Origin of the sequence: Piscirickettsia salmonis LF-89 = ATCC VR-1361 (assembly GCF_000297215.2) — a bacterium.
Taxonomy (GTDB): Bacteria; Pseudomonadota; Gammaproteobacteria; order Piscirickettsiales; family Piscirickettsiaceae; genus Piscirickettsia; species Piscirickettsia salmonis.
In genome coordinates this window covers 35289-58495 of sequence record NZ_AMFF02000021.1, presented here as the reverse complement: position 1 = coordinate 58495, position 23207 = coordinate 35289, and the positions used below count along the sequence as shown (strand labels likewise).

Sequence of the window (23207 nt, the reverse complement as noted above, 5' to 3'; positions counted from 1 at the left end):
AGATGAAATAAATTTAGAGACAGCGCTTAGTCAAGTAATGAAGTCAATGTCAGAAACTATTCGTTGAGCGCTATAACATGCCCTGCATTTCATGACGGCCTCTCTATAATTAATGACGTACCACGCGAAGTATCACATTTTTGTGTTTATGGTGAGAGCTATGAGCCAAGCTATACGATTAATCGAGAAAAAATAGCCGTGCTTATGCAAGCAATTTTATCGAATAATGATGAAATTGCTTTTGTCACCGCCGGCAATTGTTCTAAACAAGAAATACAATTCTTTTGCGGGGTTGAGTACGGCATAAACCTGCCAGAGGACTTTTGCTTTTATAATAAAGTTCAATATAAAGTATACAATCTTCGGGAAATAGCAGCTAAGTATAACGCACAATATGAAGATGTGATATTAATCGATAATTGTAAATATCATACTCAATCAGCCAGTCGAAGCGGATTCTCAGCTATCAGAGCAGATACCAATAATATTCCTCCCAACAACGACCCATATGAGCTATATGGCATAGACAAGACAAATGGAACTCGGTATATCGCGCAGTTGGATGCCTTAGTTGCTGAACAAACTCAGGCTAAAGAACGTTTAGCTCAACAAAATGAGAAGCAAGAGACTGAGAGTGATGACGAATTTTTTGATGCTCTTGAAAGCCTTGATGAAGAAAATCACTCCGATACTAAAAGCACACATCATCCAGCAGAGGCGGCTGATTCCACCTTATTTTTTACTACAGGTGAAAGCACCCCTTCTACAGATCCACAAGCCTTATCAATAGCCCTTCCTGCCAGCAAACAATAAAGTACAAAAAAAGCCACATAAATGCGGCTTTTCTATCACGTTATTATCTTAATTATTACAAATTATAAGACTTCCTCAGTCACTGTTGCCGACGTTGTCACGGTAACTGCCTCATGGCCGCGACGCTGCACCGCGCCATGACTATGAATTTCGACCGCCACCTCATTTTGGCCAGTTTCCGGCTGCACAGAATGTGGACCAAGATTCATCATCGCGCCAAAAGTCTGTGTTGCTGAAATAAAACAAATAAATGCAAACAATTCAGCAATTTCTGGCTCTGAGAAATACTCACTTAATTCAAGAAAATTATCATCATTAATTGTGCGATGATCATAAGCGACCTGACGCGCCAGCTCAACGGCCATCTTGACCTTTGGATCATCATGCTCATCACTTGGCAACCCACGCGCCATACCCAGCTCATAACCATGATCATGTGCAAGCACACGACGCACTTCCTCTTTTAAAGATTCGCTCAAGCGGCCTTCTTTAACAATTTCCTTTTGTAATCTCAACCACTTCTCTTTGATTCGCGGATTATGCCCCAACAATCGTTGCAAAGGGCTATTTCCTACTGCGGAAAAAGAAATACGGGCCATACCCACCTCCATCCATTATAAATAAACCATCCTGAACCTACAGCCTACAAAGGCAAGTGCTAAAGGTCAACAGTCTTAATCGCTGCTACCTGGCTTATTTAATTAAAGTCACCAATGATTTTTTCAAGAATCGACACCATCAAATCCGCTTCAGTTTTAGTTAAAATCAACGGTGGTGCTAAACGAATCGTATTTCCTGCCGTGACATTAAAGACCAAACCTTCTACCATCGCCGCTGCACGCAATGCTGCACAAGGTTTATGCATTTCAATGCCGATCCATAAACCTTGGCCACGCACATCAACGACCTTGTCATTACCAGCAAATTTAGCACGCAGCTGTTCTTGTAAGTACTGCCCCACTTCAGCGCCATTCTCGATGACTTTATCGCTGATCATCGTCTCCAATACCATCGATGCAACACGACAAGCCAAAGGGTTGCCGCCATAGGTGGTACCATGTGTACCAACTGTCAATAAATCAGCGGCTTTACCACGCGCCAAGCATGCTCCAACCGGAAAACCATTGCCTAAGGCCTTTGCTAGAGTCATCACATCTGGCACACTGTTTGAGTGTTGAAAGCCAAACATCTTACCAGTACGACCCACCCCACTTTGAATTTCATCCAATATCATCAGTAAGTCATTGTCATCACAAATACGACGAATTTGATCAAGAAAATCAGCGGGCGGCACATGTACCCCGCCCTCACCTTGCACCGGCTCTGCCATAATCGCAACAACATTCGCATTCGCCTTAACGATTTTTTCAAGGACGCCACTGTCACCAAACGGCGCATAGATAAATCCTGGCATCAGTGGCTGAAAGCCTTTTTGAATGTTAATATTCCCAGATGCCGTAATACAGGCCATCGTCCGGCCATGGAAGCTTTTTTGCATGGTAATAATAACAGGGTTGTCAATGCCCTTTTTCTGGCCAAAAAGCCGCGCAATCTTAATTGCCGCTTCGTTCGCCTCTGCTCCGGAATTTGCAAAAAAGGCTTGATCTAAACCTGAAAGCTCAGCAAGCTGCCCTGCCAATTGCTCTTGTTCTGGAATTTGAAAACCATTTGAAACATGCATTAACTGAGCTGCTTGTTGCTGTATTACCTCTGTTATTTTCGGGTGGCTATGCCCTAAACTACACACTGCAATCCCCGCCAGGCCATCTAAATATTTCTTCCCTTGCTCATCCCACAACCAAACACCTTCACCTTTAGTAAAAGCAACCGGCTGACGATTATACGCTGGCATTAAATGTGACATACATCTTCTCTCCCTAACCTAAACCTATTCAATCAAAAACCAAGATCAATAATTTTTAAAATACCGATCCATGCTAACTTGAATAAAATATCTAGGCAACGCTGCTTCGCAGCATAATTTTTTTTTACTCTGTCAAGACTTTTTTTTTCTTAAAAAGGCGATTAGAATCCTTGTTTATATTTTGACTATGTCAGCACAAAAATACCAGATATAGTGGATAGACAATTTTAAAAGCACAATATATTCTTAAATATAGAGAAACACACAACCAAACATCAAACCGACTAAAACTTAAAGGAACCCGAATGCAAAGCCACTTGACAGACAGCCCAGAGATGCCTGATTTTCGTGTGATTCGCCGCAATGGCAACATTGTTGGCTATAATCCGGATAAAATCAAAGTTGCCGTGACTAAAACATTCCTTGCTGTAGAAGGTGAAGAAGCAAGTGGCTCCAGCCGCATCCACGATATTACTCAACAACTGACTGATGTTATTACCGAGACCTTTATTCGCCGTATGCCTCAAGGCGGTACGGTTCATATTGAAGATATTCAAGACCAAGTCGAACTTACTTTGATGAGAGCAGGTGAACACAAAGTTGCACGTGCTTACGTGCTCTATCGTGAAGAGCACCGTAAAGCGCGGCAAAGTGCCGAGGTCATCAACCACGCAACGCTCCCCAAAAGCACACTGAATGTCACCTTAAAAGATGGCACACAAGCCCCTCTAGACTTCGCTCGCTTAGACACACTGGTTACTGAAGCCTGTGCTGACCTTGACTATGTTGATGCGAATCTCATCTTAAATGATATAGAAAGAAATTTATTTGATGGTGTGCCTATTCATGAGGTCACACATGCTTTAGTAATGACTGCACGGCCCTTAGTTGAACAAGAGCCTAATTACTCTTATGTTACCGCTCGCCTCCTTATGGACCAACTCCGTACTGAGGCACTGTCTTTTACCGGCATTGCAGAAAATGCCACCCATACGGAAGTCACCGAGCTTTATCCAAACTATTTTAGAGCCTATATCGAACAAGGCATCGAACATCACTTATTAGATGAAAAATTACATCAGTTTGATTTAAATCGCTTAGGCCAAGCCCTGCAAGCCGATCGTGACTTACAGTTTACTTATTTAAGCTTACAGACTTTATATGACCGTTATTTTTTACATGTTAAGCAAACACGCTTTGAATTACCCCAAGCGTTTTTTATGCGGGTTGCTATGGGGCTGGCCTTAAATGAAGACGATCCCAATGCACGTGCAATTGAGTTTTATAACTTACTATCTTCATTTGACTACATGAGTTCAACGCCAACGTTATTTAACTCAGGCACCTTACGCTCACAATTATCTAGTTGCTACTTAACCTATGTACCCGATGATTTAGAGAATATTTATGGGGCCATCAAAGATAATGCCCTTCTGTCTAAATGGGCCGGCGGCCTGGGCAATGACTGGACCTCAGTCCGTGCAATGGGTGCGCACATTAAAGGCACCAATGGTAAATCCCAAGGTGTTGTGCCCTTTTTAAAAGTCGTTAATGATACTGCCGTTGCAGTGAATCAAGGTGGTAAACGCAAAGGCGCAGTATGTGCTTACCTTGAAACCTGGCACTTGGACATCGAAGAGTTTGTCGAATTACGTAAAAACACCGGTGATGAGCGCCGTCGTACGCATGATATGAACAGTGCCAACTGGGTTCCTGACTTATTCTTAAAACGAGTATCTGAAGATAAAGAATGGACCTTATTCTCCCCAGATGAAGTCCCTAACTTACATGATCTGTATGGCCGTGCCTTTGAAGACGCTTATGAGGCGTATGAAGAAAAAGCCAAACGCGGCGAAATTCGTAGTAAAACGCTTTCAGCCACGGGGCTCTGGCGTAAAATGCTCGGCATGCTCTTTGAAACTGGCCACCCTTGGATTACCTTTAAAGATGCTTGCAACCTGCGCTCACCGCAACAACACGCCGGTGTAGTCCACAGTTCTAATTTATGCACAGAAATCACTTTAAACACCTCGGTCGATGAAATCGCCGTCTGTAACCTTGGCAGTATTAACTTAATCGCCCATATTGACGAACATGGCTTAAACCTTGCTAAACTCAAACACACCGTGACGACTGCTGTGCGTATGCTCGACAACGTCATTGATATTAATTATTACGCCGTACCACAAGCACGCAACTCCAACCTTAAGCATCGCCCCGTTGGCCTTGGTATGATGGGCTTTCAAGATGCCTTATATCAGCTAGGCTACTCATATAGCTCAGAACAAGCAGTAGAGTTTGCCGACAGCTCCATGGAAGCGGTCAGCTACTTTGCCATTGAAGCCTCATGCAACTTGGCTAAAGAACGCGGTCATTACGAGTCTTATCCTGGCTCACTGTGGGATCAAGGGATTTTACCAATTGACTCGATTACTTTACTGCAAGAAGCGCGTGGGGAGTACTTACAACAAGATACCCAAACACGCATGAACTGGGACGAACTGCGCCAAAAACTCAAACAACATGGCATGCGTAACTCCAACGTGCTTGCCATCGCACCCACAGCGACGATTTCAAATATCTGTGGTGTTTCACAATCGATAGAGCCGACTTACCAAAACCTCTTCGTTAAATCCAATTTATCGGGTGAGTTTACCGTCGTGAATCCATATCTGGTACGTGAACTAAAAACACTGGGACTATGGGACAAAGTCATGGTCAATGACTTAAAATACTTTGATGGCAGCATTCAGCGCATTGAGCGTATTCCAGCAGAACTTAAAGAGCGTTATCAAACCGCCTTTGAAATTGAGCCACGCTGGTTGATCGATGCGGCATCACGCCGCCAAAAGTGGATTGATCAATCACAATCCTTAAATTTATATATTGCTGAAGCATCAGGCAAAAAGCTTGATATCATGTATCGCATGGCCTGGTTACGCGGTCTGAAAACAACCTATTACCTACGTTCTTTAGGTGCGACTGATACAGAAAAATCAACAATTCATGATGCCAAATTAAATGCAGTTCAAAAGCAAGATGACGCAACACCCTTAGCTCAAGTCTGCGCCATTGATGACCCAGACTGTGAGGCCTGCCAATAGGCAGCCTCATGATATATAACACAGATAGATTAACTTTAAATCAAGATCAGGGGGCCTTATGTCTTTAATCAATTGGGACGACTTTAGCACCGACAATAATAACGAGAGTACTGTTGCAAAAAAATCAGCGACTGCCACATCAGAACCTACTGTTGCAGCCGCCGTAGTGCCTGTTACTGCCAAAGAAGAAGAATCAACACAAGAAATCAATGCCAATGAACATGAAGCCAATACGGGTCTAGAAGCTCTAGAAATGGGTGCAGCACGTGTCACGGTTGATGCAAAACAAATGATCAACTGCCGCGCTGACCTAAACCAGCTTGTGCCCTTTAAATACAAATGGGCATGGCAAAAGTATTTAGATGCCTGTGCTAATCATTGGATGCCAAATGAAATTAATATGGCGGCAGATGTTGCCTTATGGAAAGACCCCAACGGCTTAACCGATGACGAGCGGACTATTTTCAAACGTAGTCTTGGCTTTTTCTCAACAGCAGATTCCCTGGTTGCTAATAATTTGGTACTCGCTGTCTATCGCCATATAACCAACCCTGAGTGCCGCCAATATTTATTACGTCAAGCCTTTGAGGAAGCGCTACATACGCATGCATATCAATACATCGTTGAAAGCCTAGGTCTTGATGAAGGCGAGATTTTTAACATGTACCGTGAAACACCGGTGGTTGCCAATAAATCTGCCTGGGTACTCAAACATACTCGGCACCTATCAAACCCTGACTTTAAAACCGGCACAACAGAAGCGGATCAACAACTGCTAAGTAACTTAATTGCCTTTTATGCAGTGACTGAAGGCATTTTCTTTTATGTTGGCTTTGTGCAAATGCTCTCTTTTGGTCGCCGTAACAAACTCACCGGCTCTGCCGAGCAAATCCAATATATTCTCCGCGATGAGTCCATGCACTTAAACTTTGGTATCGATGTGATCAATCAGATTAAGCAGGAGAACCCACACCTATGGAGCAATGAGTTTCAGGAGAAAATGCAAGCACTCATCCTCGATGGAGTAGAACTTGAAATCCAATATGCGCGTGATACCATGCCTCGCGGTGTCCTGGGGCTTAATGCCGCGATGTTTGAAGACTATTTAAAATACATCGCCAATCGCCGCCTAGCACAGCTTGGCTTAAAAGAGCAGTTTGATGGCATCACCAATCCTTTCCCATGGATGAGTGAAATTATTGACCTCAAAAAAGAGAAAAATTTCTTTGAAACACGTGTGACCGAATATAAAACCGGTGGTGTACTCAACTGGGACTAAACACTAAAAACCACACAGACCTGCTCGTTTTACGCTTTAATCCTAAAAGCTGTGCACTTATGCACGGTTAAAGCGAATGCCACCATAGCCAAAGTTTTTTGCATTGCGCGAGCAAGCTTCACAGATACAAAGCCCACAGGAGAGACATAGCGCTTTCCTGTTGAGCTAATTCGCAGCCAGCGCCATTTGCCCTCACCATCCTCAAAAAAATGCCATTCATCATCTTTTTTCGCCCCCGTTCCAACTGCCGCTGTTTTTACACTTGAGCTAGATAGTGATGATCTTGTTTTTAAACTTTGTAATGAGACCGGCTGACCGATCACCTTGCCCTCTCCAATGAAACCAACTCTCCCAGCGGCCTGGCGAGCGCTTTCTTCACTAGCAAAGCCTGCTTTCGCCATCTGTCGCTGTCCTTCTGCTGTGATTTTCAACCAACGCCACTTTGCATCATCTGCTCGAAAAAAATACCACTGCTCTGCTTTGTCCGCCCCAATAACGGCACTATCCTCTGCTACTTCACCCTCATAGCCAAACTGCTCTGCATGCTTTTTAGCGGCTGTTTCTACGACAAAGCCTACTGGTGAAACTGACCGCTGCCCCGCTGCATCAATATGCAGCCAACGCCCTGATTCGTCTTGAAAAAAACTCCACTCTATCGCGGATGATATCGTCCTGATAATACCCTTAAAATACCCGGCTTTATTTTATTAACATTTTAAAAAACAAACACTTGATTCGCCCGAATACTTGCATAAATTTTTAATGAACTTCAATTTCAGCTTTCTCTTAAAGATAGCTTAAGAATAGTTACTGTTTAATTTTTTTCTCACTTTACTTGATAAAATCATGTATTTTCGCCAAAATAGTCGAGTTTAAAAATTAAAATAGATAGCAATCATCAATGACCCCATTTCAAAAACAATTCGGCGAGCTTCTAGAAACAGCACGGCAACAAAAAATCAGCGCACGCAAGCTCGCGGCTCAAAAAGCTAAGCCCCAGCCCAAAGCCGCTTCCAACGCACAGCTAGAAAATCTTTTGGGGCGTTTTAATAAAACCCCTTAGCTGCGCTTCTCCAAGGAAAATAAAGGAAAAACACATGAAACTAAACCAAGAACAGATTCAGGCAGCACTAGCAAAGTTACCCAGTTGGCTGCAAGAGGGTGATAAAATTACTCGAACCATTCGTTTTCCGCTCTATCTTGACGGCATTCATTTTGTAACTCAACTTGCTGAGCATGCTGAGCAAGTGCAACACCACCCTGACCTTGCTATTCATTGGTGCAATATTAAAATTGACCTTAGCACTCATGATGTTGACGGTATCAGTCAAAAAGACTTTGATATGGCTAAATACATTGAATCTGCCTTGGCCAAATTTTTATAAGCATAAAAAAGACACTCATTACTTATCATGAATTTTTGCTTTTTTATGAGCGGCTGCTATAAAACATAATAATAAATCATCGAAATCACAAAGCAGTGATTCCCACACGGATGATACCAAGGATGGGATGCTTTTAATTATCTTGAGGCTAGCAGCATGACACGATCTGAGCTTATTGAACACATTGCAAAACGACAAAATCAGTTTGATGATATAAAAATAGAGCAAATAGTCAGATTGATTCTTGACCAAATGGCTCAGTCACTTATTAAAAATCAACGTATTGAAATACGTGGGTTTGGTAGTTTTTCTTTACATAAGCGGGACCCACGCAAAGCTCGCAACCCTAAAACAGGTGAATCTGTCGTCACTGAGCCTAAGCATGCAATTCACTTTAAACCTGGAAAATCCATGCGTGAGCGTGTTGATCAATCTAAGCATATCTATCCGATTCAAGAAGATAAAGATGATGATCATGATGATCATGATGATTGATTGAAAAACAAGAAAACTATTTTAACAAGCAGCGTTAATTTACCCCTGCGCGCAGTAAGTCACTATATAGTTTTAATAGCTCTTTATAGCGCGCCAGCCGCTTGGCATCTGCTGCCTTAATGTCCTTAGCTTGATCAAGGTAACGGCCACAACGCTGAAATAATATCTTTGTCCGTTTACCGCCCTGAGACATAAATGTAATAAGCGCTTGTGCAGCATTTAAGCTGATCGCAATATTATCGGGTAGCTCCGTCGCTGCCAATTCAAATAATTCCACCGCCTCTGCATATTGCTGACTTTTAAACATTTCAACCGCCAAATGATTAGCCTCATCGGGCGTAATTTCTGGACCATAATAAAATTCCCTAATTTTATCAATAACATTAGCTTCATTTCGATGGCGACACAGCAAAATCCTGATCATCAACTCGCCTTTGTGACCTAACTCGCTATAAAAGAAATCACGCGCCACGCTCACCTGATCCATCGGCTTCATTGAAGGGTGATTTTTATCATACAAATCAACAGCTTTTCTTAAATGATCCTGAGCCTTACCTTTTTCTTTTAAATGATTAAAAATAGCACCTTTTAATAAATGTAAGCGAATCATTAAGTCTTCACGCTCGCTATATGTCTCTTCCATCCCCTCCAAAAGATGCAAAGCCTCTTTACAAGGACGCATATCATCCAAACCATCCGCAGTCTTTTGATTTTGCTTTTGCAATTGATTGGCTAAACGTAAAATATCATCAGGATTTTTTTGAGGAGAAAATTTACTTAATCTCAATACATTGCGTCGCGCAGCCTCTGCAACTTCCACATCTTCATTTTGCTCAGCAATATCTGCCAATTTACGCTGTCTTGCTAACGAATTAGGTGAAATCGCCACCGCTTTCTCTAACACGGATTGAGCTCGCTTAATCTCTCCTTGCTTAATTAAAGCCTTCGCCAACCAATCACGCGCAACTAAATGCTCTTTATGTTCAGCAAGAATATACTTAAACTGAGTCGCCGACTCTTCATATTTTTCACTTAAATAATATATCTTGCCTAAGCCAATCCGTGCCCATAATGCTTCTCGTTTCTCTAAAATAGCCATAAATGCCTGACTGGCTTCAGGAAATTTATTTAAACGAAATAAAGTGTCAGCTTGTATTCTCTCACATTCATGCACAATATCACGAGATTCTGCCTGAGCAATTCTTATTTGACATAAACGCAACACTTGATCATGATCCGCTGCATCCAGCGCATCATTAATTGCCGACATGCTTTCACGTCGCTCCAAAATCATAGTCAGCCGATCAATAAATTCAGCCACATTAAAAGGCTTAATCATATACGCATCAGGCAAATGCTCTAAAGCCCCCATCACCATACCGGGGTTAGCCACTGCCGTCACCATCATAAACACGGCCGAGTACTTTAAATCTCCCCCATCACGCAGCTCACCCAGCACATCCATACCGTTTGGACCATCCCCCATGTTATAATCACACAAGATGATGTCATACTGAGTCACCTTCGCCTGAGCGATCGCCTCATAGCCATCCACTGCTTGATCTATATTGCTTGCACCGACCTTTTGCAGCATCGACTTTAATACCGTACGCATCGATTTAAAGTCATCAACGACTAAAATTTTTTTGTCTGCTAAGTCAATTTTCGGCATTAACAATCACAATCGTCTAAACACTCCCCTAACCGTCAATTATAGAATAAGAACGCAATGAACACGCTACACGCTACACTTTAAATTAAGTAAGGAGTGAAGTGAGAGATAAAGTCAGCTTGAAGTGGGCCTGCATACTCATTACATTGATTAAAAACATAAAATACATACTCGGGTTAGCACTTAGTATACTACTGCTCGCTTGCTCACCGTCCGAGCAACAAAAAACCTGGCAGCTTGGCCAAAATGTCAGCCAGCAAGCACATATTAGTAAAAGTATCAGATACATCCTCACCACTCCTACGAATGCACCCGTTGAGCTTTGGCAACTCGGTCGCTCTGCTCAAGGAAAATTTGCTTGGCGCTTTCCAAACAATATTGCCACCGGCTATACTCTCACTGATTTAGCCACCCCTCAGTCCTACGCGGTCATGGCGAATGGCCCTTATATTATCGTCTGGAGTACCCGCACTGGTAAAAGCTTAGCCTTCTGGAAGCTTCCTTTTAACATTAGAGAGATTAAAACATCACAAACCAACCAGCTTAGCCTAATTCGCACTGAATACGGCGAGGTCAAAATGATTAATCTACGCACAGGACAGATTGATTTTTCTATCCCAACTGCCAAAACAGACCCAGCCACGCACATCAGCCTCGCTGAAAATTCACATTATTTTGCAGTGGGTACGCAATCAGGCCGCGTTCACCTTTGGAACATGAAAAGCAAAACATTACTACACACTCTAAAATTAGGAAAAAAAGTATCCTTCTTAAAGTTTTCCAGTCACGGTAATAAAATACTCACCTCAACCTATACGGGTCTATCCCAAATTTGGTACACACGTTCAGGCAAACTCATTTCAACATTAAAGGCCAATGGTGATCTGTATAAAATACGCCAAGTCCCTGCACCAGTGACTGCTGCGCGTTTTTCAACAACAGATCGTTTGCTTGCAACCGGCTCACCTGGTGGTATTGTCAGAGTCTGGACAGTCAAATCCGGCTATATTCACCGACATTGGCAAATCCCATCACCCAGTTTTTGGGCACGTAAACACCCAACTGTTCTTGACCTTGCCTTCACCTCAAAAGCAAAATCAATCATCACTGTCACCAGTGAAAATAAAGCGGCACTTTGGCGACTTAATTAATTTCACCATCGTGGCACACGCCTTGCAGAAAAACACTAATAAACATTTAAAAACAAGGTCATTGTGATACCAATGAAAGCAACTATATCTAAAGACAGCAACAGCGAGACCAACATAAAAGATCAAATTTCTGCAAAGGCGAATGAACTGACACCGACTGAAGAAAATAAAGTGCGCGCTGCCGCATATGCAGAGCAGATTCTATCAGGACACAGCTCGAACAAACTTGCTGAGCTTAACTACTTAGAAGACTTATTTCAGCGTAAAGAAACTATCGCAAAGCGCGCCGAAGAAAACCACCGTCAAGCACAACAACTTCTTAATGAAAAAATGAGTGATAACCAATACCTTAAACAAAAAATTCAGCACACCGAGCAGGCACATCAGCGAGAGATGGGACATTTAAGCACAGTACAACATAAGCTCGCCCTGGCCGCACATGCTGCAATTAATCTAGCAGCACAAAAAAAACGCGATGAACAACGCGCCCAAGAAAATATCGATAAGTCCATTTCATCCTATCAAAATCTAATATCAAATCTACAAACACTGAAAAAAGCCAACGATTTAGAATTAAGCAAGGTGGAAAAACTCGTTAGAAAAACTGAAAAAGAAGCCCTCATTCAGCGTGAAGCTTCTAAGAAAGCTAAAAACAGTTCATTAATACTACGCCAACAGCTGGGAATAATAACTGGCAAGAGTAACAATAAACGTTAAACTCCCTCTAACACGGGCTGCAATACCTGAGGCAGAGTCACCTGACGCCCTAACGCCCGTTTGATTAACTGATATTTAATAAAATCTGTTTGATCTACGTATTTTAATCCCAAAGTTCTAAGCCAAACAATCGGCGCAGCACGCGTTGCGAACAATTCTTTAAACCCAGTCATCACCGCACTCGTAAGCAAATTATCCCCATAACGCGCACGCTCATATTTTTGCAAGGTCATCATGTGGCCAATATCACGCTTTTTTTGTCTCGCTGTTACCAAAACATCGACTAAACTCATCACATCCAAGAACCCCAAATTAACACCCTGGCCTGCTAATGGGTGAATGCGGTGTGCTGCATCACCAACGAGCGCGACACGTGGGCGTGCATAACCACAGGCATGCGCTGCACTCAAAGGAAAAGCAAAGCGTTTAGCAACCTCGTTGACCTGACCCAGCCTGCCAGAAAACGCATGCGTAAGCTCTTGCTTAAAAGCACTATCCGTTAAACTCAAAACACGCTCAACCTGATCTTGGTCAAGCGACCACACAATCGAGGAATAATACTCATCATCCAAAGGCAAGAATGCCAAAGGCCCTGTTGCCAAGAAGCGTTGCCATGCTGTTCTTTGATGTGATTTTTCAGTCACAACGGTAGTCACTAAGGCAGATTGTTGATAATCACGCGTACTGACAGGCCATGCTAACTGCTCACGCACCCAGGAGTGCACACCATCCGCACCAATCATAACCACGCTTTGCAAACACTCACCTGAGTTTAATGTCAAGCTCACGTGATCTTCTTGTATATCTAAAGCCTCAGCACAACAATCATCATATAAGGTGATATCAAAGCGCTCACGCTTAAGCTCTAATGCAGTTAATAACCCCTTAACAATCACATCATTCTCAATGATATGACCTAATACCGCCTCACCGGCCTCTGTCGCATTAAAGTCAATGCAGCCATCACCCAAGCCATCCCAAACACTCATCGCCTGATATGGTGCACAGCGCTGCTTAGCAATATGCGGCCAAGCGCCTACATGCTCTAAAAAGGTTTGGCTACATGGTGTAATGGCACTCACACGCGGCGCATACACACCTTTTTTAGGTGAATATTGATGATATTGAGCGCGTAACGAACTTTTCTCAATCACAGCGACACGAAAGCCTTGCATAGCAGCAAATAACGCCGTCGCCAGCCCCGTCATGCCTCCTCCCATCACCACAATATCAAATGATTTCATCATCATTACCTTATAGCTCTTACCGATTGATCTAATCCAAAGTGATCACAAAAACCCGCAATGGTCAATAAACCCGGCAGCTGATAGCCTACGGTTTTTTTCACACGCGCTTGGCGCAGCAGACTAACAAGTTCAAGATTCGATAGCCAAGTCCGACGCAAACGACCGACTACCGCCAGTGGGTTAGCAAACCCAGTCAGTAAGCAGTCTACATCATGCATAATATGCTGATTACGACGCTGCTTACTCTGGCTATAACGCGCTAACATTGCTGCTGAACCTAGCGCATCCTGGTCAAGAGCACAATCGATATCAATAAAACGATCAACTAAACAGGCTAAGTCATATAAACCTAAGTTCAGCCCCTGACCGCTTAATGGATGCAATGTATGCTCAGCATTCCCCAATAACACACAACGCTCACGCCACGCACTCTTTACAACCGTCTTTTTCAATGGAAAGACCATACGTCGCCCAATGGCGGTGCAACGACCTAAAGAATAACCAATCACCTCATACAAGCGCTCAATAAAGTCTTGTTCAGGCAAGGCCAGTAAACTCGTAATCTCATTGGTAGGTGCTGCCCAAAATAGTGCCAGCCGTCGCTCTGTTAATGGCAATAACCCCAAGGAACCTGATTGAGTAAACCGCTCAAACGAGCGTGATCGATGATCATGCTTAAGCTGTAAATTAACGACTAGGGCCTGCTGCTGGTAATCATATTGCTCGATTGGCATACCAGCCAAACGGCGTACCGTCGATGACGTTCCATCTGCACCAACCACAAGCTTGGCCGCTAGCTGTGTTTTCTGTTGATCCGTTTGCAAAGTCAATACAGCGTGATCTGCCTGATTAAAATCCAGCTGACATAATCTCATACCTTGTTGGTGTATCAGCGTACTTTGGCAGGAATCGCGACTAGATTGAGAGTGTATTTTCTCATTTAAGGCTTGTTGGATTTGATATAAAGGGATGACATAACCAAAAGCACGGTATCCTAATGCCTGTGCATCAAGACGTGTCTTCGACCACGCACCCTGCTCAGAAACTTCAATATGCTCAATCGGCTGTGCGCTTATCTGTAAGCATGACCACAACCCCAAATGCTTAAATAAACGGCAACTGGCAAGAGACAGAGCGATCGATCGTTGATCTAAGGCACTTAGTTGCACCTGATGCTCAGCAGGTAAAGCGTCGATCAATGCGACTTTAAAGTCAGTGAACTGCGCCAATGCCACGGCTAAACTCGAGCCGATGACGCCACCACCGACAATGGCAATATCCACCTCTTGCATACAACAATCTCAATGCTTAATTATTTAATGAACAGTCATCTGAGTCGCTTGACCAGAACCGGCTAATTCACTATGAACAAAAAGCGCCGCCATACGTACATATTCAGCAATCTCAGTATATGCCGCTTCATTTTCATTACTGTCTTCAATTGCTAAATCCAACTGCGCAACTTCAGCTAAATCTTTTAAGGTCGTCGCTAATTCACCTTCTTTATATTTAGCAATATTAACACCCGATAAATGCAAGCCAGTTAAAAAGCCTTGAGTCCAGGCACATAATAAACTCGCACGCTCAGTTAACGCAGCATTACCATCAGGTAACAGCAGAGCAAAAGTAAAATCACCCGCAGAGAGCTGCTCCCAGCTTACTTTAAACAATGCCTCTAACTGCTTTAACTGCTCTTTGGCCATGATATTACTAAAAAGATCACTTTCAGCATCAAGGTGAGCTCCCGTAAATATCGCTTTTTCTAACCATAATTTACAGGTTAAATTACTTTGACTCGCCAACATACCAATCAGCAGGCCATGCACATCTGCTGCACTCATCCCTTCAACGCCTAAGGCTTGCAGCACATGATCTACCGTTTTAAATTCAACTAATGCTTGACTCATTTTAGCTTATCTCCTCGCCACTCACGCCAATATCCTACCACCAGCTCAAATCGGTATCCAATAATTCATCACCTAGCCCTTACATTGACCTGGCAATCAACAGCTTCTACCCTAGAGATATAGGGAATAATAAAGGGTATCTATATGGATGAGCTCAAGCTTGCAGCCTTAACACGTGATATTAGCAAGATAATTGAGCTCTGTGAGCAGCTCAAAAAAGAAAATTTCGCTTTAAAAACACAAAAAAATGCCCTCATTACAGAACGCTCACAACTACTTGATAAAAACCAAGTAGCCAAAACACGTATTGAATCTATGCTGCTTAGGCTAGAAGAGTTGGAAAAAGCAAATGCCAAAGCAAGCACCTAAATACCCCGCCATTGTCAAAGCAATCAAAGTCCTTGATAAATACTATCAGGTTAACTGTCCTCCCGATCAATATCGCGCACTGGAAGAAGCGGCTCTACTACTCGACGATAAAATGCGTCATATCCGCGACAGTGGCAAAGTCATCGGTGTCGAGCGCATTGCCATTATGGCAGCCTTGAATCTCGCCCATGACTACCTTAAAAACATGAACCACCGTGATGATTATATTGATGATGTAAATCAACAACTTGAACAATTAGAGCATAAAGTAAAACAAGCCCTTCGCTTTTCTAGTGAAAAAGAGATATAATACTAATCAGTCCTACTGTCGTGTACGAGATAGGGTAAACATCTTGAGCCGATATCGCACATGCCGGGAGTTGAATAAAGTGCTGTGAGCCTGCTTGCCAAGAAGCAAGACGCCTAATGCACTAAAGGAGACACCCACCTAGTTTTACTGGGTTCAATGCTGCGCACCTTAACGGCACGATGGAGGACTTTTACTCCCCTTCTATATAATTAATAACAATACAAAATGACCACTAAACAACAGCTGCGCCTCAAAATGCGTAAGATACGCCAATCACTCTCTCTTGCCGGTCAGCATCAAGCTGCAGAGTTATTTAAAAAGCAATTAATTAATAGTAAAGCGTTAAACTCAGCCAAACATATTGCCCTGTATCTACCCCATGATGGCGAAATCAATCTTACACCAACCTTACATTGGCTATGGCAACAGCAGAAACAATGTTATCTCCCTATTGTGCCAACTACCGGCAAAGTCCTTACTTTTGGCCATTATGAAAAAAATACGACTCTAACCGCAAACCATTACGGCATTCATGAGCCAGTCACAGAACATATCCTAAAGCCATCACAACTGGATGCAGTCCTTCTTCCACTGGTTGCCTTTGATAACGTTGGCAATCGCTTAGGCATGGGTGGTGGGTATTATGATAGCAGCTTTGCCAAACTCACCGATCAAGTGACCTTAATTGGCTGCGCGCACCACGCTCAACAATTAGAGGCTCTGCCTATCAACAGCTGGGACCTTCCTGTCCATGCGATTATCACTGATCAGTGCTTTTATATATTTTAGTGAATAAATATAAATTAATATTATAGGTATAATAATGAAATATTGGCTGATGAAATCTGAACCCGATGCCTTTAGTATCGATGACCTACAGGCACTGCCCAAACAAACGGATAGTTGGGACGGTATTCGCAACTATCAAGCGCGCAATATGATGCGTGATGAGATGAGTGTCGGCGATTTAATCTTTTTTTATCACTCAAATTGTAAAACACCCGGCATCGTTGGCATCATGAAAGTCGCCAGCCCACCCTATCCAGATCACACCCAATTTGATCCTGAATCTAAATATTACGACCCCAAAGCAACCACCGATAAACCACGCTGGATCATGGTCGATATTACCTTCGCTGAAAAATTTAGCCACACAATCTCACTGAACACACTCAAGCACGCCCCTGAACTGAGTGAGATGGCCGTTGTTAGAAAAGGCAATCGACTCTCTATCACCCCTGTTACTACCCATCAATGGGAATTTATTCTTTCCCTACACAAATAACTTTAAATCACTCAATTATCACCTAAACTAAAAAATAAAGGACCTTTTTTTAGTTCTAGCGTGGTTTAACATGAGAATGTCTGCTTCTAATCTTAATAGCTTAACCATCAAGCTACTTGGCATTTCTAGCATTGCTGCATTTTTAATTGTCAGTGCAGGGTTTTATGGCCTGAGTAGCTCTTGGTCTTCAATGAATGAACTTAGCCGTATTATTGAAGTTGATCAAGCCCATGAGCGTTCGGTATTAAAAATCAGTGTGAAATTTAAAGAACAAGTTCAAGAATGGAAAAACATTTTACTGCGCGGCTATGACAGAAAAAAATTTAACAAATATCTAGAAAAATTTAAAGATAAAGAAAAACAAGTCGCAGAAGAATCAACCACACTACTCCAAGAACTTCAAGGCCCATCGAATAAAACCGCACATCAATTGCTAGCAACCTTTATCAAAGATCATAAAGTACTTGCAGAAAAATACCGTCAAGGTCTAAGGCAATTTGAAGCCAGCGGTTATGATAGCAAAACCGGGGACAAGGCTGTCTCTGGTATAGACAGAGTCCCTCTACATACCTTAACAACAACAGCAGACACTATTTCTAAGCAGCTAGCAACAACATCACAAGCGGCTCTTAAAAAGAAACAGCAAGTGGTTTTATTCACCCTGGTTTTAATTATTGTTGCTATCATTGCAGGTGCTGCCACCTATGCTATTTTAGTTCGCCGCTTAATCATTCGTCGTGTTCACCTTTTAGTGAGCGATCTGGAGCATATTACCGAAGGTGATTTCACTCATCAGTGTCAGCCCTTAGGTGAAGATGAAATCGGTAAAATTGGCACAGCGATAGAAACGCTGAAAAACAAAATGGGCGCCCTAATTTCCGAAATTAACCTTATGACCCAGCAAGTCAATAACTCTTCTGCAACCATGTCCAATATGATGAGAGAAGCACAAGTTCAGCTCACCGAACAAGCCAGTGAAGCAGAGCATATTCAAAGCTCAATGACAGCAATGAATGATACGATGAAAACGGTTGTTTCAAAAGCAGAAGAAGTTGCAAAATCAGCCAGAGATGCCGATCAAAAGTCTCACGAAGGCCAAAAGGTCGTCAATGCGACACGAGAAACCATTGACAGTTTAGCAAAAGAAGTAGAAACCACCGCGCAAGTTATTACCTCACTCAACGAAGCCAGTAATAATGTCGGTAGCATCCTTGATGTCATTAAAGGCATTTCTGAGCAAACGAATATGCTCGCCTTAAATGCTGCCATTGAAGCGGCACGGGCCGGTGAACAAGGTCGCGGCTTTGCGGTTGTAGCCGATGAGGTCCGTGGCTTAGCACAACGTACTGGAGACTCCGCAGAGCAAATCTATGACCTAATCGAGCAGTTACGCTCTCATGCCCACAACGCAGTTGAGGCCATGGATAAAGGAAAAGAACGTGCCGATGCCAGCGTGCAGCAATCAGAAAAAATGTCAGAACTACTTACCTCGATTATCACCATTGTTTCTGAAATTTCAGCTACCAACGCTCAGATCGAATCATTGATCAAAGAGCAAAGCAACTCCTTTAGCGTTGTGACTCAACAAGTCAGCAAAATCAACACATTATCCAAAAATACCACAGCGAAGACAGGCGAAACCACCGTCCATAGCCAAGAACTCTCAGAACTTAGCGAAAGCCTATCCACATTGCTCAAACAGTTTAAACTCACAAGTACAAGCTTAACTGATACTTCTTCAAGCGAAAAGTCAGCCCACTAATAAACAATAAGCCGCGATTACGGCTTATTGCTTGAACTATCATTAACAATTAAAAATACTGATGCCAATTATGGCTAACATCACCCATAGCAATTAAATAAGGATTATGTAAATCCTCTTTTTGGTTATATTTTAGGGTTTTAAACTGAAAGTCAGTAATATCACCACCCGCCTCAGATAAAATAATGTGAGCTGCTGCCATATCCCATTCACTGCTTGGTACTAATCTTAAACAAAGATCAGCCCGCCCTTCAGCAATTAAACATAACTTTAAAGCACTGCCCATTTTTTCAATCGAATACTGTGGAAATTGGCGAGTAAATTTAGCCAAACGCTCAAGATCATGCCAATGACCGGCCACCAAACGAATTTTCTCACCCTGCTGATAAGGCTGGCTGCAAATACGCACAGCGGGCTGATCACCCTGCTGGACAAAAGCTCCATTTCCTGCACAAGCAAAATAGCATTGACCTGTCACCGGCACATAGACCACCCCTAAAATCGGCTGGCCATTTTCAATAAGAGCTACATTAATCGTAAATTCATCATTACCACGAATAAACTCCCGAGTGCCATCCAAAGGATCAACTAGCCAATAACAAGACCAATGTTCGCGCTCTGAAAAAGGAACATTCACACGTTCTTCAGAAAGAATAGGGTAGCGCGGCGCAAGTTCTGACAAACCTTTCATTAGAATTTCATGTGACTCTAAATCTGCTGAAATCACCGGTGTTGCATCCGCCTTGATTGCAATTTCCACAGAATCTAGATTTTTATAGACATCAAGTACACGGCAGCCTGCTTTTTTGCTTAAAGCAATCACACCATCGAGTAAAGCTTGTTTTTCCACTCTTTCTCCACTATTTCTCCAAACCACTATCGACTTAAAAAGTCTTTTACCATATATAAAGCAGCAACACTGCGTGCTTCATGAAAGTCCTCTTGCATTAATAGCTTTTCATAATTTTCAAAAGGCCATGACACAATTTCAAGCTCCTCTGGTTCATCGCCCACTAATTTTTCGACATACAAGTCCTCAGCAACAAAAACTTGAATTGAGTGACCAAAGTAACCCGGTGCCAAAGTCATTGTTTTTAATCCCGTCAACGTTTTTGCGCCATACCCTACCTCTTCTTTTAGCTCTCTATTCGCTGCCTGTTCAGCCGTTTCTCCCATATCCACTAAACCTTTGGGAAAAGCCAATGTATAATCATCCACGCCAGCTGCATATTCACGCACGAGTAAAAAGTGATCTTTATCCAAAACAGGAACAATCAGCACCGCACCATTATGATGCTTTGCACGCGGAATCCGTTCATACTGACGCAATTCATTATTACTAAAGCGTAAATCAATTTGCTCTATGGAAAAAAAACGACTTTGTGCAACAGTTTCACGTTTTAAAATCTCAGGCTTCTTCTTCATCGCTACTCTGTTCCATTAGACTCTTTGCCCAATTATACCAGTGTTAAGCCGCTTTGAAGAGCACTATTGATTGCGCAATGCATAAGATGCTTCTGCTATACTATGCTAAAATTTAGGGGGATACTTAAAATGACAGAGAAGACACGAGAGCCAATACGCCTAGATAAATGGCTATGGGCAGCGCGCTTTTTCAAAACACGCGCGATTGCAAAAGCTGCTATAGAGGGAGGCAAAATCCATTGTAATGGCCAACGCATCAAACCTAGCCACAAGGCAACAATCGGCGCAACCTTGGTAATTCGCCAGGGCTTTGCAGAAAAAACCATCATTATTCAAGGCATTTCCAACCAAAGACGCAGTGCCAGCGAAGCATCCTTGCTCTATAGTGAAACAGCAGAAAGCCAAGCAAAACGAGAAAAACAAGTCACTGAACGCAAAGCCTATGGCCAAACCACCCATGAGGGTCGACCTGACAAAAAACAAAGAAGACAACTTATCGAATTAAATAGAAAAAATCTATAAATAGCTCAGCCGAATACTGAGCAATTATTTACTAACCCACTAAATTCATTTTAGTGTCATTGTTTAGTGCATCTGAGTAGTTCTGAGTAGTAATGCAACATAGCTTCAGCGCCTGCTACCAAAGGAGCTTCCTCATCTACCTCCATACTTTCATACATGAGCAATGTAGATTGACGTGTTTTTCTTATGACAGACTCAAAGATAAGTAGATTCGAAAAATTACTCTCTATTGCAGGCTTTAAAATAATTATCTGGGCTTTTTTATTTTGCATGCACTCTATAGATCGATCAAAGAAGCTCTCTAAGTCTTTATAGATACGGAAATCACCTTTTACTTTAAGCCTTAAGCTATCGATATCACCTGCATAAACTTCTTGAGTTACAAATGAGCCACCTGTAAATATTGCAACAACATAAGCAGCATGATAAGGGTAACCTCCATAACATACTAAGATATACAAAAAATTTAAAAAAAATTTATAGCTTAATATTTTTAAGCACTAAGATATAAATTTACTTGCATAGCACTTTCACTAATTTTTTGGATTCCATGTAAATTTTCTTGAATATCATATGATTCTTTTTTGCGCTCAAATAAAAGCCAACTACCTGTTGTATGCTTATGATAAATATTCGCAACAATACCAACTAGAGAAATGTGAGTTAAAAAGTTCACTAATACCTTTAAAACTTTCCTTAACCTCTCGCAACTTGAATCATCTAGTGCAGCCTTACACTCTTCAGAACAGTTTTTGATACTCTGCTGATACTCTTCCCGAGCTTTATTACTATGCTCAGGACCAGCTAAGGTTGACTCCACATACTTATAAACAGCCTTAATCGCCTTTTCTTTGAAAGTTTTAATTGCTTTAGGTTGGTTTCCTCCCTGCTCTAGTAACTGACAATCACCTTCAATTTTATCTTCGGCAAGTTTAGCGATTTCAAGCATGTTTGTTACTGGCTCAAAAGCTTTTTGCTGCTGACTTGACAATCGATAAGTAAAATAAGCGATTAGATTCCGATCATTAGGATATTGGTCATTCAGCTCATTAGCTGCATTAAATAAAAAATAAAACCCTTGATGAAAGGTAAATTCGATCGGGCTATAGTCTATACCATATTTTTTACAAAACTCCCTTGAATCACTTTCTCTAAGCAAGTCAGATTTTAGCTGTTCTAGCGCATCAATTGTTTGAATATTATATTCTTTAATTAACTCTTTTAAATTCTTAAGCAATGCTCTCTGACCATCCTTGCGCATGATCGACTTTAATACTTGTTCATCACCTTCTGAAAATAGTTTATACTCAAACTCAGCTTTAGTTAAGGGCTCTCTCTTTAGTAACTCTAATAATTCACAAATTAAACTCATAATAAAGTTTCTTCTATAAAGTTAATAATTAAAACAACATGATGAATTTAGCTATACCTTGAAGTCATTCTTAATCTGTGGAAAAATGACTTAGCTACTACTTTGGCGCAAACAATAAGCAGCCTCAGTTAATCAACTTAACATCAAAAAACTTAAATTGATACTTTAATTAAAAAAATAATTAAAATTTATTAAATATTTTGTTAAAATATAAATATACTATATATTTGAATATGCAATAATTTTTGTTCTAGGTTTTTAAAGGCTAGAACAAAAACCAAAGTCAATGAAGAAATATCTGGCATCATGTCAACAAATTAAGTGATGCCCTTTATAACTCACCTTACGCACAGGTCATAAACATTTTAATCGCCTAAGCTCTTCAAAAGCTATTTGATTTGACCGCACAAGTAATTTATATTTGAGTGCAAAGTGGTTAAGTTGTGCTTTTACACTCAATGTTTCTAGTTTACAAAATGCCACGATTGATGCAAAAATATGGTTGCATTGTGACCGAACAGTTTTAGT

Annotated in this window: 25 protein-coding genes, 1 other RNA gene and 1 pseudogene; 15 read left to right on the top strand and 12 right to left on the bottom strand. The window is 41.9% G+C overall.

What is annotated here, in order from left to right; translation table 11 throughout:
- Positions 1–63: 63 nt before the first annotated feature.
- On the top strand, positions 64–813 hold the full coding sequence (locus C200_RS03215) for a hypothetical protein (protein WP_016209978.1): 750 nt from the start codon (positions 64–66) through the stop codon (positions 811–813).
- Between the two features lie 62 nt (positions 814–875).
- Here the strand turns inward: C200_RS03215 and C200_RS03210 are convergent, their stop codons facing one another.
- Both C200_RS03210 and C200_RS03205 read right to left on the bottom strand, forming a co-directional pair.
- Complete coding sequence (locus tag C200_RS03210) at positions 876–1412, bottom strand: carboxymuconolactone decarboxylase family protein (RefSeq protein ID WP_016210002.1); 537 nt, start codon at positions 1410–1412, stop codon at positions 876–878.
- A 98-nt stretch (positions 1413–1510) separates the two neighbouring features.
- Entirely contained in the window at positions 1511–2677 is a 1167-nt protein-coding gene (locus C200_RS03205) for an aspartate aminotransferase family protein (RefSeq protein ID WP_016209980.1), read from the bottom strand.
- Between the two features lie 242 nt (positions 2678–2919).
- On the opposite strand from C200_RS03205, the gene C200_RS03200 reads away from it, so the two are divergent.
- Together C200_RS03200 and C200_RS03195 are read left to right on the top strand one after the other, a co-directional pair.
- The gene (locus tag C200_RS03200; RefSeq protein ID WP_257129616.1) at positions 2920–5781 is read left to right on the top strand and encodes a ribonucleoside-diphosphate reductase subunit alpha; all 2862 of its coding nucleotides are present in this window, start codon (positions 2920–2922) and stop codon (positions 5779–5781) included.
- Between the two features lie 58 nt (positions 5782–5839).
- The gene (locus tag C200_RS03195) at positions 5840–7060 is read left to right on the top strand and encodes a ribonucleotide-diphosphate reductase subunit beta (protein WP_016209981.1); all 1221 of its coding nucleotides are present in this window, start codon (positions 5840–5842) and stop codon (positions 7058–7060) included.
- Between the two features lie 29 nt (positions 7061–7089).
- Here the strand turns inward: C200_RS03195 and C200_RS03190 are convergent, their stop codons facing one another.
- Positions 7090–7491, bottom strand: coding sequence for a hypothetical protein (locus C200_RS03190; protein WP_016209998.1), 402 nt, complete (start codon positions 7489–7491; stop codon positions 7090–7092).
- Between the two features lie 470 nt (positions 7492–7961).
- Here C200_RS03190 and C200_RS15965 point away from each other — a divergent pair, with 470 nt between their 5' ends.
- The 3 genes from C200_RS15965 to C200_RS03180 all read left to right on the top strand — a co-directional run bounded on the left by C200_RS15965 (position 7962) and on the right by C200_RS03180 (position 8940).
- On the top strand, positions 7962–8123 hold the full coding sequence (locus tag C200_RS15965; protein ID WP_016210001.1) for a hypothetical protein: 162 nt from the start codon (positions 7962–7964) through the stop codon (positions 8121–8123).
- Between the two features lie 34 nt (positions 8124–8157).
- A complete protein-coding gene (locus C200_RS03185) occupies positions 8158–8445 on the top strand; it encodes a 4a-hydroxytetrahydrobiopterin dehydratase (RefSeq protein WP_016209994.1) in 288 nt (95 codons plus the stop codon).
- Positions 8446–8601: 156 nt separating this feature from the next.
- Positions 8602–8940 carry an integration host factor subunit beta gene (locus C200_RS03180; protein ID WP_016209985.1) on the top strand — a complete coding sequence of 113 codons (339 nt, stop codon included), beginning with the start codon at positions 8602–8604 and terminating at the stop codon, positions 8938–8940.
- Between the two features lie 34 nt (positions 8941–8974).
- Here the strand turns inward: C200_RS03180 and C200_RS03175 are convergent, their stop codons facing one another.
- Entirely contained in the window at positions 8975–10612 is a 1638-nt protein-coding gene (locus C200_RS03175; protein ID WP_016209995.1) for a response regulator, read from the bottom strand.
- A gap of 101 nt (positions 10613–10713) precedes the next feature.
- Here C200_RS03175 and C200_RS03170 point away from each other — a divergent pair, with 101 nt between their 5' ends.
- Both C200_RS03170 and C200_RS03165 read left to right on the top strand, forming a co-directional pair.
- The gene (locus C200_RS03170) at positions 10714–11763 is read left to right on the top strand and encodes a WD40 repeat domain-containing protein (protein WP_016209992.1); all 1050 of its coding nucleotides are present in this window, start codon (positions 10714–10716) and stop codon (positions 11761–11763) included.
- A 72-nt stretch (positions 11764–11835) separates the two neighbouring features.
- Positions 11836–12480, top strand: a complete 645-nt coding sequence (locus C200_RS03165) for a hypothetical protein (RefSeq protein WP_016209988.1) — start codon at positions 11836–11838, stop codon at positions 12478–12480.
- On the opposite strand, the gene C200_RS03160 is transcribed toward C200_RS03165, so the two are convergent.
- From C200_RS03160 to C200_RS03150, 3 genes are read right to left on the bottom strand one after another with little or no spacing between them, the layout of a single operon-like run.
- Positions 12477–13730 carry a UbiH/UbiF/VisC/COQ6 family ubiquinone biosynthesis hydroxylase gene (locus C200_RS03160; RefSeq protein ID WP_016209999.1) on the bottom strand — a complete coding sequence of 418 codons (1254 nt, stop codon included), beginning with the start codon at positions 13728–13730 and terminating at the stop codon, positions 12477–12479. The genes C200_RS03165 and C200_RS03160 overlap by 4 nt on opposite strands.
- Positions 13730–15019 carry an FAD-dependent monooxygenase gene (locus C200_RS03155; RefSeq protein WP_016209986.1) on the bottom strand — a complete coding sequence of 430 codons (1290 nt, stop codon included), beginning with the start codon at positions 15017–15019 and terminating at the stop codon, positions 13730–13732. The genes C200_RS03160 and C200_RS03155 overlap by 1 nt, the downstream gene beginning before the upstream one ends.
- A gap of 24 nt (positions 15020–15043) precedes the next feature.
- A complete protein-coding gene (locus C200_RS03150; protein ID WP_016209989.1) occupies positions 15044–15634 on the bottom strand; it encodes a UPF0149 family protein in 591 nt (196 codons plus the stop codon).
- A gap of 144 nt (positions 15635–15778) precedes the next feature.
- Here C200_RS03150 and C200_RS03145 point away from each other — a divergent pair, with 144 nt between their 5' ends.
- The 6 genes from C200_RS03145 to C200_RS03125 all read left to right on the top strand — a co-directional run bounded on the left by C200_RS03145 (position 15779) and on the right by C200_RS03125 (position 19360).
- Positions 15779–16003, top strand: a complete 225-nt coding sequence (locus C200_RS03145; RefSeq protein ID WP_016209996.1) for a TIGR02449 family protein — start codon at positions 15779–15781, stop codon at positions 16001–16003.
- Positions 15984–16313: a cell division protein ZapA gene (locus tag C200_RS03140; RefSeq protein WP_016209991.1), complete on the top strand. Its 330-nt coding sequence runs from the start codon at positions 15984–15986 to the stop codon at positions 16311–16313. Before C200_RS03145 ends, C200_RS03140 begins: the two co-directional genes overlap by 20 nt.
- 9 nt (positions 16314–16322) lie before the next feature.
- A non-coding RNA gene (gene ssrS / locus C200_RS14735) (6S RNA) lies at positions 16323–16503 on the top strand.
- A 35-nt stretch (positions 16504–16538) separates the two neighbouring features.
- Positions 16539–17102, top strand: a complete 564-nt coding sequence (locus C200_RS03135; protein ID WP_033923658.1) for a 5-formyltetrahydrofolate cyclo-ligase — start codon at positions 16539–16541, stop codon at positions 17100–17102.
- 34 nt (positions 17103–17136) lie between these two features.
- Entirely contained in the window at positions 17137–17598 is a 462-nt protein-coding gene (locus tag C200_RS03130; RefSeq protein ID WP_016209997.1) for an EVE domain-containing protein, read from the top strand.
- Between the two features lie 76 nt (positions 17599–17674).
- Entirely contained in the window at positions 17675–19360 is a 1686-nt protein-coding gene (locus C200_RS03125; RefSeq protein ID WP_016209977.1) for a methyl-accepting chemotaxis protein, read from the top strand.
- A 49-nt stretch (positions 19361–19409) separates the two neighbouring features.
- On the opposite strand, the gene cysQ is transcribed toward C200_RS03125, so the two are convergent.
- A complete protein-coding gene (gene cysQ / locus C200_RS03120; protein WP_032126288.1) occupies positions 19410–20210 on the bottom strand; it encodes a 3'(2'),5'-bisphosphate nucleotidase CysQ in 801 nt (266 codons plus the stop codon).
- Positions 20211–20236: 26 nt separating this feature from the next.
- Positions 20237–20785 (bottom strand): ADP compounds hydrolase NudE, encoded by a 549-nt coding sequence (nudE, locus tag C200_RS03115; RefSeq protein WP_016210000.1) that lies wholly within the window; start codon positions 20783–20785, stop codon positions 20237–20239.
- A 129-nt stretch (positions 20786–20914) separates the two neighbouring features.
- On the opposite strand from nudE, the gene hslR reads away from it, so the two are divergent.
- On the top strand, positions 20915–21307 hold the full coding sequence (gene hslR, locus C200_RS03110) for a ribosome-associated heat shock protein Hsp15 (RefSeq protein WP_016209993.1): 393 nt from the start codon (positions 20915–20917) through the stop codon (positions 21305–21307).
- Between the two features lie 56 nt (positions 21308–21363).
- Here hslR and C200_RS03105 read toward each other — a convergent pair whose 3' ends face one another.
- From C200_RS03105 to C200_RS16840, 3 genes and pseudogenes are all read right to left on the bottom strand, one after another.
- Positions 21364–21768 carry a hypothetical protein gene (locus tag C200_RS03105; protein WP_016209990.1) on the bottom strand — a complete coding sequence of 135 codons (405 nt, stop codon included), beginning with the start codon at positions 21766–21768 and terminating at the stop codon, positions 21364–21366.
- A 32-nt stretch (positions 21769–21800) separates the two neighbouring features.
- Positions 21801–22679, bottom strand: coding sequence for a hypothetical protein (locus tag C200_RS03100; RefSeq protein ID WP_016209979.1), 879 nt, complete (start codon positions 22677–22679; stop codon positions 21801–21803).
- A gap of 354 nt (positions 22680–23033) precedes the next feature.
- Positions 23034–23207 (bottom strand): annotated as a pseudogene (locus C200_RS16840) (IS701 family transposase); the annotation flags it as partial.

Coding starts and splice junctions, on each gene's coding strand:
- C200_RS03210 (WP_016210002.1), bottom strand. CDS start 1,412: ATGGCCCGTATTTCTTTTTCCGCAGTAGGAAATAGCCCTTTGCAACGA.
- C200_RS03205 (WP_016209980.1), bottom strand. CDS start 2,677: ATGTCACATTTAATGCCAGCGTATAATCGTCAGCCGGTTGCTTTTACT.
- C200_RS03195 (WP_016209981.1), top strand. CDS start 5,840: ATGTCTTTAATCAATTGGGACGACTTTAGCACCGACAATAATAACGAG.
- C200_RS15965 (WP_016210001.1), top strand. CDS start 7,962: ATGACCCCATTTCAAAAACAATTCGGCGAGCTTCTAGAAACAGCACGG.
- C200_RS03185 (WP_016209994.1), top strand. CDS start 8,158: ATGAAACTAAACCAAGAACAGATTCAGGCAGCACTAGCAAAGTTACCC.
- C200_RS03180 (WP_016209985.1), top strand. CDS start 8,602: ATGACACGATCTGAGCTTATTGAACACATTGCAAAACGACAAAATCAG.
- C200_RS03175 (WP_016209995.1), bottom strand. CDS start 10,612: ATGCCGAAAATTGACTTAGCAGACAAAAAAATTTTAGTCGTTGATGAC.
- C200_RS03165 (WP_016209988.1), top strand. CDS start 11,836: ATGAAAGCAACTATATCTAAAGACAGCAACAGCGAGACCAACATAAAA.
- C200_RS03160 (WP_016209999.1), bottom strand. CDS start 13,730: ATGATGATGAAATCATTTGATATTGTGGTGATGGGAGGAGGCATGACG.
- C200_RS03155 (WP_016209986.1), bottom strand. CDS start 15,019: ATGCAAGAGGTGGATATTGCCATTGTCGGTGGTGGCGTCATCGGCTCG.
- C200_RS03150 (WP_016209989.1), bottom strand. CDS start 15,634: ATGAGTCAAGCATTAGTTGAATTTAAAACGGTAGATCATGTGCTGCAA.
- C200_RS03145 (WP_016209996.1), top strand. CDS start 15,779: ATGGATGAGCTCAAGCTTGCAGCCTTAACACGTGATATTAGCAAGATA.
- C200_RS03140 (WP_016209991.1), top strand. CDS start 15,984: ATGCCAAAGCAAGCACCTAAATACCCCGCCATTGTCAAAGCAATCAAA.
- C200_RS03135 (WP_033923658.1), top strand. CDS start 16,539: ATGACCACTAAACAACAGCTGCGCCTCAAAATGCGTAAGATACGCCAA.
- C200_RS03130 (WP_016209997.1), top strand. CDS start 17,137: ATGAAATATTGGCTGATGAAATCTGAACCCGATGCCTTTAGTATCGAT.
- C200_RS03125 (WP_016209977.1), top strand. CDS start 17,675: ATGTCTGCTTCTAATCTTAATAGCTTAACCATCAAGCTACTTGGCATT.
- nudE (WP_016210000.1), bottom strand. CDS start 20,785: ATGAAGAAGAAGCCTGAGATTTTAAAACGTGAAACTGTTGCACAAAGT.
- hslR (WP_016209993.1), top strand. CDS start 20,915: ATGACAGAGAAGACACGAGAGCCAATACGCCTAGATAAATGGCTATGG.
- C200_RS03100 (WP_016209979.1), bottom strand. CDS start 22,679: ATGAGTTTAATTTGTGAATTATTAGAGTTACTAAAGAGAGAGCCCTTA.